This is a genomic window from Nocardia ninae NBRC 108245 (assembly GCF_007990755.1).
GTDB classification, from domain to species: domain Bacteria; phylum Actinomycetota; class Actinomycetes; order Mycobacteriales; family Mycobacteriaceae; genus Nocardia; species Nocardia ninae.
The window spans coordinates 258877-271975 of sequence record NZ_BJXA01000003.1; the positions used below are offsets into that span (position 1 = coordinate 258877).

General features: G+C 66.4%; 15 protein-coding genes. 4 read left to right on the forward strand and 11 right to left on the reverse strand.

What is annotated here, in order from left to right; all coding sequences use genetic code 11:
* Nucleotides 1-10 precede the first annotated feature (10 nt).
* Nucleotides 11-571: a M56 family metallopeptidase gene (locus NN4_RS44775; protein WP_186818269.1), complete on the forward strand. Its 561-nt coding sequence runs from the start codon at nucleotides 11-13 to the stop codon at nucleotides 569-571.
* Nucleotides 572-940: 369 nt separating this feature from the next.
* Here NN4_RS44775 and NN4_RS04940 read toward each other — a convergent pair whose 3' ends face one another.
* The 7 genes from NN4_RS04940 to NN4_RS04970 all read right to left on the reverse strand — a co-directional run bounded on the left by NN4_RS04940 (nucleotide 941) and on the right by NN4_RS04970 (nucleotide 7154).
* A complete protein-coding gene (locus NN4_RS04940; protein ID WP_147128739.1) occupies nucleotides 941-1861 on the reverse strand; it encodes a sterol desaturase family protein in 921 nt (306 codons plus the stop codon).
* Between the two features lie 62 nt (nucleotides 1862-1923).
* Complete coding sequence (locus tag NN4_RS04945) at nucleotides 1924-2610, reverse strand: helix-turn-helix transcriptional regulator (RefSeq protein WP_246180706.1); 687 nt, start codon at nucleotides 2608-2610, stop codon at nucleotides 1924-1926.
* A 50-nt stretch (nucleotides 2611-2660) separates the two neighbouring features.
* Complete coding sequence (locus tag NN4_RS04950; RefSeq protein WP_147128741.1) at nucleotides 2661-2981, reverse strand: hypothetical protein; 321 nt, start codon at nucleotides 2979-2981, stop codon at nucleotides 2661-2663.
* A complete protein-coding gene (locus tag NN4_RS04955) occupies nucleotides 2978-4156 on the reverse strand; it encodes an FAD-dependent monooxygenase (protein WP_147128742.1) in 1179 nt (392 codons plus the stop codon). The genes NN4_RS04950 and NN4_RS04955 overlap by 4 nt, the downstream gene beginning before the upstream one ends.
* A gap of 135 nt (nucleotides 4157-4291) precedes the next feature.
* Nucleotides 4292-4798 (reverse strand): signal peptidase II, encoded by a 507-nt coding sequence (locus NN4_RS04960; protein ID WP_147128743.1) that lies wholly within the window; start codon nucleotides 4796-4798, stop codon nucleotides 4292-4294.
* Nucleotides 4795-6753 (reverse strand): heavy metal translocating P-type ATPase, encoded by a 1959-nt coding sequence (locus tag NN4_RS04965; protein ID WP_147128744.1) that lies wholly within the window; start codon nucleotides 6751-6753, stop codon nucleotides 4795-4797. The genes NN4_RS04960 and NN4_RS04965 overlap by 4 nt, the downstream gene beginning before the upstream one ends.
* Nucleotides 6750-7154 (reverse strand): ArsR/SmtB family transcription factor, encoded by a 405-nt coding sequence (locus NN4_RS04970; RefSeq protein WP_147128745.1) that lies wholly within the window; start codon nucleotides 7152-7154, stop codon nucleotides 6750-6752. The genes NN4_RS04965 and NN4_RS04970 overlap by 4 nt, the downstream gene beginning before the upstream one ends.
* Before the next feature lie 132 nt (nucleotides 7155-7286).
* On the opposite strand from NN4_RS04970, the gene NN4_RS04975 reads away from it, so the two are divergent.
* On the forward strand, nucleotides 7287-9545 hold the full coding sequence (locus NN4_RS04975; RefSeq protein WP_246180707.1) for an MMPL family transporter: 2259 nt from the start codon (nucleotides 7287-7289) through the stop codon (nucleotides 9543-9545).
* 117 nt (nucleotides 9546-9662) lie between these two features.
* Here NN4_RS04975 and NN4_RS04980 read toward each other — a convergent pair whose 3' ends face one another.
* From NN4_RS04980 to NN4_RS04990, 3 genes are all read right to left on the reverse strand, one after another.
* The gene (locus tag NN4_RS04980) at nucleotides 9663-9884 is read right to left on the reverse strand and encodes a cation transporter (protein ID WP_147128746.1); all 222 of its coding nucleotides are present in this window, start codon (nucleotides 9882-9884) and stop codon (nucleotides 9663-9665) included.
* 17 nt (nucleotides 9885-9901) lie between these two features.
* Nucleotides 9902-10984 (reverse strand): sulfite exporter TauE/SafE family protein, encoded by a 1083-nt coding sequence (locus tag NN4_RS04985; protein ID WP_147128747.1) that lies wholly within the window; start codon nucleotides 10982-10984, stop codon nucleotides 9902-9904.
* A gap of 97 nt (nucleotides 10985-11081) precedes the next feature.
* Entirely contained in the window at nucleotides 11082-11507 is a 426-nt protein-coding gene (locus NN4_RS04990; RefSeq protein ID WP_147128748.1) for a hypothetical protein, read from the reverse strand.
* Between the two features lie 170 nt (nucleotides 11508-11677).
* On the opposite strand from NN4_RS04990, the gene NN4_RS04995 reads away from it, so the two are divergent.
* Nucleotides 11678-12364, forward strand: coding sequence for a tRNA-dependent cyclodipeptide synthase (locus NN4_RS04995; protein WP_147128749.1), 687 nt, complete (start codon nucleotides 11678-11680; stop codon nucleotides 12362-12364).
* On the opposite strand, the gene NN4_RS05000 is transcribed toward NN4_RS04995, so the two are convergent.
* Nucleotides 12349-12765: a heavy metal-responsive transcriptional regulator gene (locus NN4_RS05000; protein ID WP_147128750.1), complete on the reverse strand. Its 417-nt coding sequence runs from the start codon at nucleotides 12763-12765 to the stop codon at nucleotides 12349-12351. The genes NN4_RS04995 and NN4_RS05000 overlap by 16 nt on opposite strands.
* Before the next feature lie 115 nt (nucleotides 12766-12880).
* Here NN4_RS05000 and NN4_RS05005 point away from each other — a divergent pair, with 115 nt between their 5' ends.
* A complete protein-coding gene (locus tag NN4_RS05005) occupies nucleotides 12881-13087 on the forward strand; it encodes a heavy-metal-associated domain-containing protein (RefSeq protein WP_147128751.1) in 207 nt (68 codons plus the stop codon).
* Nucleotides 13088-13099 lie beyond the last annotated feature (12 nt).

Below are 13099 nucleotides of genomic sequence, written 5' to 3' on the forward strand. Positions count from 1 at the left end.
CATCGCTGTCGTGGCCCGCATCACCGAGGATGTCGTTCCGGTGATGTGGCTCGATCACCCCCTGCCTTTGGCCTATAGCGTGGATGGGCGACCAGGCATCATCGTGGCTACCGACGGACTGGCTCGGTCGCTGACCGAGCCGCAGCGCCGCGCGGTGCTGGCGCACGAACACGCCCACTTGCGGGGCCATCATCACCTCATGATCAGGATCTGCGCGGTGATGGCTGCCGCCCTGCCCTGGATCCCGTTGTTCGCCGCCGCCCCACGGGCTGTAGCGACGTTGGTCGAACTAGACGCCGATGAGATCGCTGCGACCGCTACCAGCAGGCCCGCGATGTGCGGCGCGTTGCGTGCGGTATCGGAATCGGCGAGCACTGAGCACTCAGGGCTGGCGTCGTTCGGTAACGAGGTCGTCGCACTACGACTACGCCGACTGGAATCGGCCAGCGGCTCGACGCCGCAACGATTCTCGGCGGTGGTCGCACTGTGCTTGCCGGCGACGCTGGCGGCTGGCATCGCCGCAGCCAGCATCGCGGGCATGGGCGGCATTGCTTGCCTACTTTTGCCCTGACGCGGGCAGCATCAACACGCGCCGAGGTCCGTGCATGAGGCGTCGAGTAATGAACGGATTATCGAGGTCTTCGACAAGAACGCCCCTGGCTACGACCGTCAGATCGGGTTCTTCGAGCGTGCCGTTCTGCCGGGCGCGTGAATGGGCGGCGGCCCAGGCGCGGGTCCGGGTCGTCGAGATCGCAGTCGGTACCGGGTTGAACCTGCTGCGCGATCCCGTGCCTTACCTGAAGGCTGCCGGTTTCCGTGTCGAGCAGTGCCGTCGCAGTGGTCGGGGAGGGATCGGCTTCCGCGTCCGCACCTGGCCAGCCCCTGTAGCGCAATCGTTCTGGTGATCGCCCATCGTTGAGGCGGTTGCCATTGGTGATCGTCAGCTGATCTTCTGTCGTGCCTCGTCCGCAATCGCCGCCGCGTTGGTGGTGCTGATTTCGCAAGCGCCGTGAGTGGTGAAGGGCTCGGCGAGTTGGGCGAGGTAGCCGACGGGGTAGTTCGGTTTAGCGGCCATGCCGAGGTCGGCGCCGCTGAAGCGGCGGGCGGGGTCGTAGCTGTAGGTGCGCAGCAAGTGGTCCCAGAGCAGGGTGAACAGTCCGAAGTTGACGTCGCCGATGCCTGCCCATTTGAGGTGGTGGAAGCGGTGTCCTTCATTGAGCGCAAGGACATGTTTGAAGGGACCGACGCGGTAGTCGGCGTTGGAGTGCTGCAATAGGAGTTGGACCGCGACGGCCAGGGACAGGGCGGCGGCGACGGGGACGGGTATGCCGATCAGGAGCAAAGGTATGACGCCTGCGGTCATTTCGATGGTTTGGTGCAGGGGGTGTTTCATCAGGCCGTTGAGTCCGTAGAAGCGGGTGACGCTGTGGTGCACGGCGTGGAAGCGCCACAGGATCCCGATCTTGTGACTGGCGTAGTGGGCGAGGGTGATGCCGAGGTCGGTGATGAGTATCGCGATCAGCACCTGCGCCACGAAAGGTATTGCTGTAGGCCAGATCCCGTCTCCAGGGATGAGGGCGGCAAGAGCCGGGATGGCGGCGACGCTGGCGAGGATGAGAGTTTCGTTCACGAAGGTGTGGGCGGCGTCGCGGCCGCTGTCGCCGGTCGGGGTGTTCCAGGTTGTCTCGTAGGGCAGCAGCCGTTCGGCGGCGAAGGACAGCGCGATCGCGGCGACGAGCAAGCCGAGAAGCCAGAGTTTGTTGGTGCCGGTGGCGGCGATAGCGATGCCGATGCCGTTGATGCCGAGCAGCATGAACGGTGCGTAGCCGTAGCGGATGGCCGGGTTGATGATCGTGGACATGACTTCAGCCTGACCTGCACGCGGGGTTCGGCGCTTGAAGAAATCGGCTGACTGCCGGTGATTCAAGCTGGAGTGGATCGCCAGCCTGCCGCGAGAAGTGCGTCGGTGGGGGTGATACCGAATAGGTCGCGGCAGGTACGGGTCAGGTGTGCGCTGTCGGCGAAGCCCGCGGCGTGCGCGGCGCGGGTGAGTGAGGCCCCGGCGCGGACCTCATCGATAGCGCGTTGCAACCGCGCCCAGCGTCGCCACGCCGCGTACGGCAGGCCGATTTCGGCGGCGAATAGATGCGACAAACGGCTTGGCGACATCGCGACCTGGTCAGCCAGCTCGACCAGCGCCGGGGGACCGTTAGGGCTTTCGGCGGCCCAGCGCAGCGCGGCGGCTACCGCTGGATGGGAGAGGCGCTGCCGTGGCGAGGGATACACGCCGGGTGCCGGGCGCGGGGCCGTGCCCGGCACCGGTGTAGCGGCGGCGATCCAGGCAATTGTGCTGTCGGCTGTGCGGTCGTCGACACGGGCGACCGCAGCCTGGCCTGGTGCTCCGGCGGGGTCTAGGTACGCGAGGAGCCCAGTGGTGCCGGGATCGGCGTGGACTTCGTGGCGGACGCCGGGCGGGATGATCGCGCTGTGCGCGGGGGCGCTGCGCCCGGCCGCATCGATCAGGGTGACCCGGCCGTGGGTGACGAGTAGAACCTGCACCGCGGCGTGGGAGTGTGGTGCGGTGTCGCCGATGTCGCCGGTGAACGCCATCAACCCAGGGGTGAATACAACCCCACCGAGCCATCGGCTGCCATTGTCTATCATTGCTGAGCAACAGTTTTCGGTAGTCGCGCTGCGACCAGAATCGCGATGAGCGCGCAAATGGCGGCGCTGGCGAGGAACACAGATGGCACCGCCTGTGTATAGAGGTCAGCTGCCGCGTCGGCAAGCTCACCGCTCTGGATCCGGGGATCCATTCGTGTCACCCGGTTGGCGCCTGCGATGCTGTCGCGGGTGGTGGGTTCGGACAGCGCGGCGAGATGTGGGTCCAGAGTGCCGATGTAAGCGGCATCGAGCAAGGTGCCCGAAACACAGTCGGCACAGCGGCACAACGGTGTCGTCGGGCAGTTCGCGGGCTTCACGGGCCGGGAAGGTTTGCCAGCGGGCGTTCGGAGTCGTAGAAGCGACGCATACCGCGTTCGAAGACGCGATCGGGGATCACGCGCAGCGCGAGATCACGGATGCGCGCCTTGACCTGGCTGGAGGTGAGCAGCGCGGCGTGCGCGCTGGCCGCGCTGTCGCGGTAGCGGCGGGCGATGGGGGCCATCACCTCCTCGTAACGCGAGAGTCCCTCGGCCACGTTGTCGCGGCTGCGTGCGAGACTGCCGGCCAGGATGTGGGTGTCCTGCAGGGCCAGCGAGGTGCCCATTCCGGAGAGAAATGTCGGGCAGTGGGCGGCGTCGCCGACAAGCGCGACACGGTCCTGGCTGATGCGCGGCAGGTCGATTTGGGCGATGGCGTCGGCGAACACGAAGTCGTCGGTGCCCAGATCGGCGAGAACATTGTGCACTTCATCGGGAAAATCGGCGCAGGTTGCCAGCAGGTGGTCACGCATAGCCAAGACGTCGTTGCGCGGCGGAGCGTCCACGTCCGCACCGAGGTACACCACAGCTGACACCGAGTCGGGCGAGACGGGAAGCAGATTCACCATTCGGCCAGTACCCAGATAGGTGTGCACCACCGGGTCCAGACCGTGGTGCACCCGCTGGGTGATCGCGATGTAGTAGCCGCCGAGCGGGCGTTCGAAACCTGAGCCGAAGGCCAAGCCACGGACCGCGGAGTGGATGCCGTCGGCCCCGACTAGCAGGTCGCCTATCTCGGTGGTGCCGTCGCTGAGGGTTACCTCGACCTGGTTCGCGTCGGGACGAGTTCTGAGGATCTCGATACCAAAGCGGATGTCGGCGTGTTCGGCCGTCAGGTCATGGAGTGCGCTCTGCAGATCTGCGCGGCGCAACAGGATGTAACCGCCGAGGGTTTTGGCCAGGGTCGCGGAGTGCTCGCTGCGCAGGTACCGCCCGCTGGCAGCGGAGTAGAGTCGCACCTCTTCCAGCGGTGCCGACCGAGCCTCGCATGCGTCGAATATGCCCATCCGGCGGACCATTTCTACGCCGTTACCCTTGAGTGAGATGTAATGGCCGAGCGGCTGGAAACGTGGTGCGCGCTCCAGCACGACGGGTGTTGCTCCGATGCGAGAGAGCCAATGAGCCAGTGATAGTCCGGCTATTCCGGCTCCCGAGATGATGACCTTCATCGGCATGGCCGAACGCTGACATTCGCCAGGAAAACCGGCCTCCGGTCGGCAGCGAGGGCGCTGATCAGAGTGGGCGCGACGTTGAGCGAGCGTGGCGCGATGCTCGTGCCACCGATACCCGTGACCGCACGGGGCGTCGGTTCAGTCATCGGATGAGAGTTCTTGTCGCTCATGGGGGTCGCCGAACATGGTGAGTGTGACCAAGGTGATGGCGCCGAGCACGATGAAGGTGTCGGCAAGGTTGAAGGTGGGCCACCAACCGGTATGCAGATAATCGGTGACCTTCCCGTCGGGTATCCGGTCGATGACGTTGGCGGTCGCGCCGCCGAGGATCGCGGCCAACCCCATCCGGCAACCGATCCCGGCCCGTGGGGCGATACGCCACCCGGCAATCGCCACCGCGACCGTGATTGCTGCGGTGACGGCCACCATCACCCAGGCAGGGGAGTCGTCCGCGATCGAGAATGCGGCGCCGGAGTTGAAGGCCAATCGCAGATTCACCGGCCACGCGTCGATCGGCGCGCTGTCGAGGCCGCGCACCGCCCATGCTTTGGCGGCCAGATCGACACCCGCGAATCCGGCTGCGGTCGCGATCAGCCCGATCTTGCGTGCGTTTCTGGGTCGAGTGGACGCAGCGGCAACTGTCATGACCTCGCTCCCACCGTGGCAGGCATGCGCGAGCGGATAGCTTCCGATTCCCCGGCAAGAGGTTTGGCGCGGCCCGCGCGCACGCCGTTAGCGATGACGACGACTTCGGCGAGCTCATGCACCAGTACCACAGCGGCCAACCCGAGTACCCCGAACAACGCCAAGGGGATCAGGACGGTGATCAACGCCAGTGACAGCCCGACGTTTTGCAACATGATCGCGCGTGCGCGCCGCGCGTGATCGAGGGCTTGGGGCAGATGGCGCAGATCCTCACCCATCAGCGCGACGTCGGCGGTTTCGATGGCGACGTCGGTACCCATCGCGCCCATGGCGATCCCGAGGTCGGCGGTCGCCAGGGCAGGGGCGTCGTTGACACCGTCGCCGACCATCGCGGTGAACCGCTGTTCGCGCAGTTCGGCGACGATGCGGGACTTGTCTTCGGGCCGCAGATCGGCGTGCACGGTGTCGATCCCGGCCTCGGCGGCTAGGGCGGCCGCGGTGCGGGGGTTGTCGCCGGTCAGCATCGACACCCGGCACCCGGCCGAATGCAGCCGAGCGATGACCTCGCGTGCTTCCGGGCGCAGTTCGTCACGGACGGCGACCGCGCCGATAACTCGGCCGTCGTCCTCGATGAGGACCGCGGTGGCACCGGAATGTTGCATCCGCTCCACATCAGCGCTCAGTGGTCCGGCCTCGATCCATCCGGGCCTTCCCAACCGGGCTGGGCGTCCGTCGATACGGCCGGTCAGCCCGGCGCCGGTGACGGCCTCGACCTCGGTCGCCGGGGTGGAGTTGGTGGTGGAGGCGAGAATGGCACGGGCCAAGGGGTGTTCGCTGCGTGATTCCAACGCCGCCGCGACCGCCAACACCGTGTCCTGGTTCACGCCGTCGATGGCAGCGACTTCGACCACGGCGGGTTTGTTCGCGGTCAGGGTGCCGGTTTTGTCGAGTGCGACCTCGCGCACCTTGCCCATCGCTTCCAGCGCGGCACCGCCCTTGACCAGGACACCGAGTTTGCTCGCCGCACCGATCGCCGCGACCACAGTGACCGGCACAGCGATCGCCAGCGCACATGGTGACGCGGCGACGAGCACCACGAGGGCGCGTTCGATCCAGGTGGCAGGATCGCCGAGAAGGCCGCCTACCAACGCAATCGTTGCCGCAGCGATCATGATCCCGGGAACGAGTGGTTTGGCGATGCGGTCGGCCAAGCGTTGCGAGGCGCCCTTGCGGGCTTGTTCGGTTTCCACGATCCGTACGATCCGGGCCAGGGAGTTGTCCGCGGTGGTGGTCGTGACCTCCACCTCGAGGACGCCGTTGCCGTTGATCGACCCGGCGAATACCTCGTCGCCAGGAGCGGCCTCTACCGGTACCGATTCGCCGGTGATCGCCGAAACATCCAGTGCGGTGCGACCTTCGGCGATCACGCCGTCGGTCGCGATGCGCTCGCCGGGCTTGACCAGCATCCGGTCGCCGACGCGCAATTGGACTGGTGTCACGGTGGTTTCGGTGCCGTCGCGTAGAACGGTGGCCTGCTCGGGGACCAGGGAGAGCAGCGCGCGCAGCCCGCGGCGAGTGCGTGCGACCGCGTATTCCTCGAGGCCTTCGCTGATCGAGAACAGGAAAGCCAGCATTGCGGCCTCTCCGACCTCACCGAGTAGCACCGCACCGATGGCGGCGATCGTCATCAGTGTGCCGACCCCGATCTTGCCCTGCGTCAGCCGTTTCAGCGTTGAGGGCACGAAGGTGTAGGCGCCGATCACCAGCGCCGCCGCCTCCAATCCCAACTCCGCCGCACGCGGAGCTCCGGCCCATCCGGCGATAAATCCGGCCGCCAGCAGCACCCCCGCCACCGCGGCCGCACGCAGCTCTCCGACTTCCCAGAGTCGCTGCGGCTCATGCTCCTCGGCGTTACCGGTGCTGGGTTCATCATGTCCGCAGCAGGCGTCGCTCATGGCCGCACCTGCGTGCCCGCGTCGATCGTGTCGGTAGCGGTTGGTGCGGAGTCGGTGCCGTAGTTCGGGCACAGCGCGACGGCGTTACCTGTGGCCGCGAGCAGAGTTTCGGCCGAGGCCAGCAGGTCCATCAACTCCGGGCGGGTGAGGCTGTAGAACACCTGTCGCCCTTGCGGTCGACCTTCTACCAGGCCGCAGTCACGCAAGCAGGCGACGTGTGCGGACACCGTGGACTGCGCCAACGCCAACTCACCCATCAGGTCCACCACACGAGCCTCCCCGCACGCGAGCCGGTGCAGGATCGACAACCGGGTGGCATCGGAGAGGCTGTGGAACAACGCCACCGCCGGATCCAAACCTTCTGTCCCGGCCAAGCAGCCATCACCATGATTCATCGCCATAGGGCGATGATAGCGGACATTGGCATTGATATCGATGGACTTCGAGCCTAGGGTCAACACATGCATACATCACTATGTGTGTAATCGGGAGCGACGCGATCCCGCGGGGTCGCGGTGATGAGGAGATGGCAAGTGAGTGAGCAACAATCGACGACGACGGTCGAATATTCCGAGCGAGCGGCCGTGCCCGGCTCGGAAACCCCGCCGTTCTTATACCGGTGGGGTGTGATGATGGCACGCCGTCGGCGGATGGTGCTTGTGGTGTGGGCCGCGCTGCTGATGGCGTGCGCGGTGGCCTATCCGATGCTCGAAGATCGGCTCGGTGCAATGGATTTCGGTGTCGAAGGGTCCGACTCCGCCGAAGTGGACCGGCTGTTGGCGCAGCACTTTCCGCAGTACGGGGCCGAGCAGGCCGTCATCGTGATGCAATCGGAGTCGTTGAGCGCCGAGGACGCACAGTTCCGTGGCGCGATCGAGCAGGCAATCGCCGCGGCACAGCGGGTTTCGGGTGTGCGTGAGGTCCTCGGCCCCTACGACGGGTTGCCCGGTGCGCAGATCTCGTCGGATCGCCATGTCGCGATCGCGTTGGTCGGGCTGGACGGTGACATGGCTGCACGCGCCGAGGTGGCCAGGGATCTGCAAAACGCGCTGACTCCGAACGCCGGCACCGGCGTGGATGTCGCGCTGACCGGCTACTCCGCGGTGCAGAACGACGCGACCGATATTCAAAGCGCCGACCTGGCTCGTGCGGAAACTATCGGCCTCCCGGTCGCACTCGGGTTGCTGGTACTCGCCTTGGGCGCGCTGGCTGCCGCGGCGATCCCGATCGGCGTCGCGATCGCCGGGCTCCTGCTGGCGACCGGGGCATTGTTCGCGATGACGAGCTTCACCGCGTTCGATTCGCTGGTGATGTCGATGGCCACCATGATCGGGCTCGGTGTCGGTATCGACTACGCCATGTTCATCGTCAGCCGCTTCCGTGAGGAACTCGCCCGCACCGGCGTGACCGAGCGCGCCGACAGCACCGGTATCGCCGAGGCTGTCGGGCGGTCGCTGGCCACCACGGGCAAAACGATTCTCGTGTCCGGACTGGTGGTGATGATCTCGCTGTGCGCGCTGGTCGTGATGCAAGCACCGATATTTCGCGGCATCGCCATCGGCGTCGCCACCGCGGTGATCAGCATGCTCGTCGTAGGGATCACGCTGTTGCCCGCCCTGCTCGCCACGGTCGGGCCGGCCGTCAACCGCGGCGCACTGCCGAAACGGTGGCGCCCCGCCGAAACCGCCGCCGTCGACGCCACCCGGCCCGGTCGGTGGGCGCGATGGGCATACCTGGTCATGGCGCACCCGATCCTGTTCGGCGTCGCCGCTGTCGCTGTCCTGATCCTCGCGGCCGCACCGATTTTCGGTATCCGCTACGGCCTCGACATGGGCACCTCCGCCCTGCAGGATTCACCCTCGGGTCGGGCAACGACCGCGTTGACCGCCAACTTCCCCGCCGGTGCGCTCTCTCCCATCGAAATCATCGCCACCGGCCCGGACGACACCGCAATGACCAGTGAAGCCAACACTCGGGTCGGCCAATTCCTCAACGACATCTCCACCGACGAACGCATCGACACTGTTCTTCCCGCTCAACTCAGCAACGGGCGGATCGTCGTCATGGCAGTGCCCAGCGTGGCGTTCGACTCGATGGTTGCCACCGATCTGATTCGAGAACTGCGCACCCTGGCGGCCGATGCCGGCAGTGACGGCGGCCCAGTTGTGCTGATCGGCGGAAGCACAGCGGAATTCGTTGACCTTTCCGACGAGATGACCTCGAAACTTCCGTTCGTCGTCGCACTGGTACTGGTCATCTCCCTGTTGTTCCTCGTCGCAGCCTTCCGCAGTATCGCGTTGCCGCTCAAAGCAATCGCGATGAACCTGCTCGCCACCGGCGCCGCACTCGGCATCACCGTCGCGGTCTTCCAATGGGGCATCGGCGAGCAGGCCCTGAACTTCACCAGTCCCGGATTCGTCCAGGTCTACCTACCGACGGTCGTCTTCGCCGTGCTGTTCGGCCTCTCGATGGACTACGAGGTGTTCCTCATCGGGCGCATCCGCGAATACTGGAAATCCAGCAACGACAACCAATTCGCTGTCGCCGCCGGGCTCACCCACACCGCGCGCCCCATCACCGCCGCCGCCGCGATCATGGTCGCCATCTTCGGCAGCTTCATCACCGCCGACGTCGTGGAACTCAAGCAACTCGGCCTGGCCCTGGCCGTCGCCGTCGCCATCGACGCCATCGTGATCCGCCTGATCCTGGTGCCCGCACTCATGCGCCTGTTCGGACGCTGGAACTGGTGGTTCCCACAGCGGCGCCAGCGCACCAGCCACGTCGGCCGCTGACCTGCCCGTGCTCGGCCGGACGGGGAGCCAGGCAAAGCCTTGCACCGGCCGATCACCGGGCCGACCAGGGGATGAAAGGGTAGCGACAGTAATATTTGGTGGGGTGACCTGAGGGGCTCAGGACACGAGAGTTGCTGTGTAGCCTAGCTTTTCGATGGTATCGATGACGTCGGCGGGGGTTGTGGTGCCGGTGTCGAGTTCGACCGTGGTGTGGCCTTTTTTCATGGTTGTCTGCGTGTTGCGGACGCCGGGTAGGTCGTCGAGGGTGTCGTCGACGAGTAGTGCGCAGCTGGCGCAGTGCATGCCGTCGATGCGGAATTCGTGTGTGCTGGTGGTCATTTCGGTTCGTGGTCCTTTCAGGCGGTGGTGATGACGCCGGAGTACATGCCCATGCCGCAGGTGTAGTCGAGCCTGCCCGGCTCGAGTACTCCGAGATCGACCCGGGTCTCGCCCCTGACGGGCAGGATCTGTTCGATTCCGCGGTCGGGGATGACCAGGTATCGGACGCAGCCGGATGCGTTGTCCGACTTGATGACCAGCGTGGTCGGCAGACCGGCGGTGGCTGCGATGGCGTGGGGGCTGTAGGAGCCGGTGCGGGCGGTGATCGCCACCGTTTGAGTGCCGTCCACGATGGTGGCGGCCACGGCGTCGGGTGCCGGACCCGCCGGACCGAGCGAGGCGGCGATGCGGCTGGCCGCCAGTGGGGAGCCGGTGAGTTCGAGTCCGCCGTTGAGGGTGTAGAGGCCCATGGCGAGTACGACCAGACCGGTGGCCAGGTCGAGCCGCCCTCGCCATGCCGTCGCTGCGAGGCGGGCGGCATATCCGAGAAGCGCGAACAGCGGTCCGGTGCCGAGCACGAATACCGCCATGATCGCCGCACCCTGCAGCGGTGAGCCGGAGGCGAGCGCGAGCGCGGCGACCGACAGGGTCACCCCGCACGGGATGAGGATGGTGGCCACGCCGAGCAACGCGGGCGCGAGAGCCGCCCGGGAGCGGGCCTGGGTGCGGACCAGTCGAGTCCAGCAGGCGGGTGGTTCGATCACGATACGGCGGAAACCGGGCACGCCGAGCTGGGCGAGCCCGAAGGTCACGATCAGCAGTCCGGCACCGATCTGCAGCCAGGTCCGCATCCCGAGGGACAGCTGGACCGCACTACCGAGCGCTCCCAGCAGCGCGCCGAACAGGGTGTGGGACACGAGTTTTCCGGCGAGGAATCCGCTGACGGGGGTGAGATCGTCGGCGAGTCGGGTCGACCACCGAGCGGCGGCCGAGTCGGCGCTGCCGCTCGCGACGGTTGCCCGGGAAGCGACGGCGCCGACGGTCTGGGTGGCTGTGGTGCGCTGTCGGGTGATCAAACCGGTGAGGAGTCCGCCCTGGACAGCGGCACACGAGATACCACCGGCGAACAGGCCGGTGGTGAGGATGGCAAGGAGATTCATGCAAGCTCCTGGAATGCAAAGGTGGACAGAGGAATACGCACGCCGAACCACCGACCGGGCCGTGATGCGGGCCGAGACGGTTGGGCCGGGGTTTCTCCTATGTCCGGAGCACGCAGAGCTGCGCGAGGGTGGGCGCTCGCGGTAACGCCGCGCGAGTCGCGCGGGTGGTTCCCGCCCGGATCGCACAGGCCACGGCGGCGAAGGTTCGCCGCAGACGCAGCGTCGACGCCGCCAACCAGGTCAAGATGGCCACCAGGCAGGCGGCCAGAATTCCGTCAAGAACCATCGGTGCGCCGACCGCGGTCTGCACCGCGTGGAGCGCGCCGGTCACCAGGTGATCCATCGGGTCCTCAGCGCCGACGACGGTCTGCGCGGAGTGCGTTATCGACACCGACACCGACATCGGCATGGCCGGCATGCCGTCCTTGCACTGCAGACCGTGCATCAGAGCGATTCCCGCGAGCGCCGCCAACACCACGAGCAATCGCGCGGATACGCCGCGAGAGGGCGAGGTGGCGGTCACCCCGCCGATAGTACTAACCAACTACGTGGCGTGTAGTAGGAGGTGAGATCTCGGATGTCTGGGCTTGACCTTCCCCTTCAGTGGAAGGTTCATGCTGTGGGGCGACATCACGCCGCCGAACCTGTCCGGTCCCGGTGGTGCCGAATTGGTGATCCACCGAAAGGCCCGCCATGCCCTTCCACGTACAGCCACTGTCGATCCATTGCCACGCGCCGGTGGCGCGTGGCGCGCATGTCTGTTTCGGGATCAGCCCGTTCAACAGCTACTTCACCCCGCAGCGGATCATCGACCTGGCTCGCTGGGGCTTCGCCGAGTTCGACGCGGCGCACTTCTTCGTCCCGGACCTGCCCGCGGCCTACACCCTGGAAGCGCTGGGATATCCGCCGGCGCGGGCCGCGCACAAGGCGCGCCGCCAGGGACAGTATGTCCGCAACAAGATCGCGCGTGCGCTCACCGACGTGGGCGTGCACGAGCCGCAGCGACTGATCCTCGGCTGGGCGGAACTCTATTCGAATCCGCGATACCGGCACCTGCGCGATCAGGCGCAGAGGCTGTTCGACCATGACCCGGACTTTCGGGCCGAATGCGTGGAAGCGTCCCGGTGGGTGCTGGAAAACCGGCTACCGGCGGGCGGCGCGGCGACCGATGATCAACTGCGCTCCGCCGTGCGTTACCTGCTCGCCGAACTCCCCTTGTTCACCGACACCGGCGCCATCGTCGGCGCCGAGTCGTCGGTGTTCTGCTACCACCAGAGCATCGGATTCCTGCAGCGGCTCTACCACGGCGAACTCGCCTGGAAGCCCGCCGAAGGACAAGGCTTCGGTGTGCTCACCGAAGTGGCCTACGCGCAGGGTTGAGCGTCGGATTCCAGGATCCAGCACACCGCGGCCCGGTCGTGTTCGGTGGCGGTCGGGCCGCGCCGAGCGGTGGCCAGCAGGGATTCCAGGTGGGTTTCGAGGGTGATGAGTTCGGCGATCTGGGCGCGCACCTGATCCAGTCGGGATCTGAGGACCTGTTCGACATGGCCGCAGGGTGTATCGCCGTGGTCGACGATGGTCAGCACCTCGCGGGCTTCGGCGAGCGTGAGCCCGGCGGCCTGGGCGCGGCGGATGAACTGCAGCCGGGCGATGTGGTCGTCGCTGTAATCCCGGTAGCCGCCCGGGGTCCGGGCGGGTTCGGGCATGAGCCCGGACTGCTCGTAGAAGCGGATGGTCTTGGCCGTAAGACCGCTGGCCGTGGCCAGTTCACCGATTCTCATCACAACTCCCGTGTCGTACGAAATTCACCCTTGACATTCCATCGTACTGGAAGGTTCATGATGGTGGCAGAGCTCGCCGAACACGCGAGCGCAGCGATCTATCGAAGGAGTGGCGATGAGTGAGGCCACCTACACGGTGCGCGGTATGACCTGCGGGCACTGCGCGAATTCCGTAACACGGGAACTGCTGACCGTGTCCGGCGTGCGCGGTGTCGATGTCGACGTGGACTCCGGCCGGGTCGTGGTGACCAGCGAGCGACCCCTCGGACAGGACGCGGTGCGGGCCGCGGTGACCGAGGCCGGTTTCGAGTTGGTCGGCTGATGCTCGACCGTC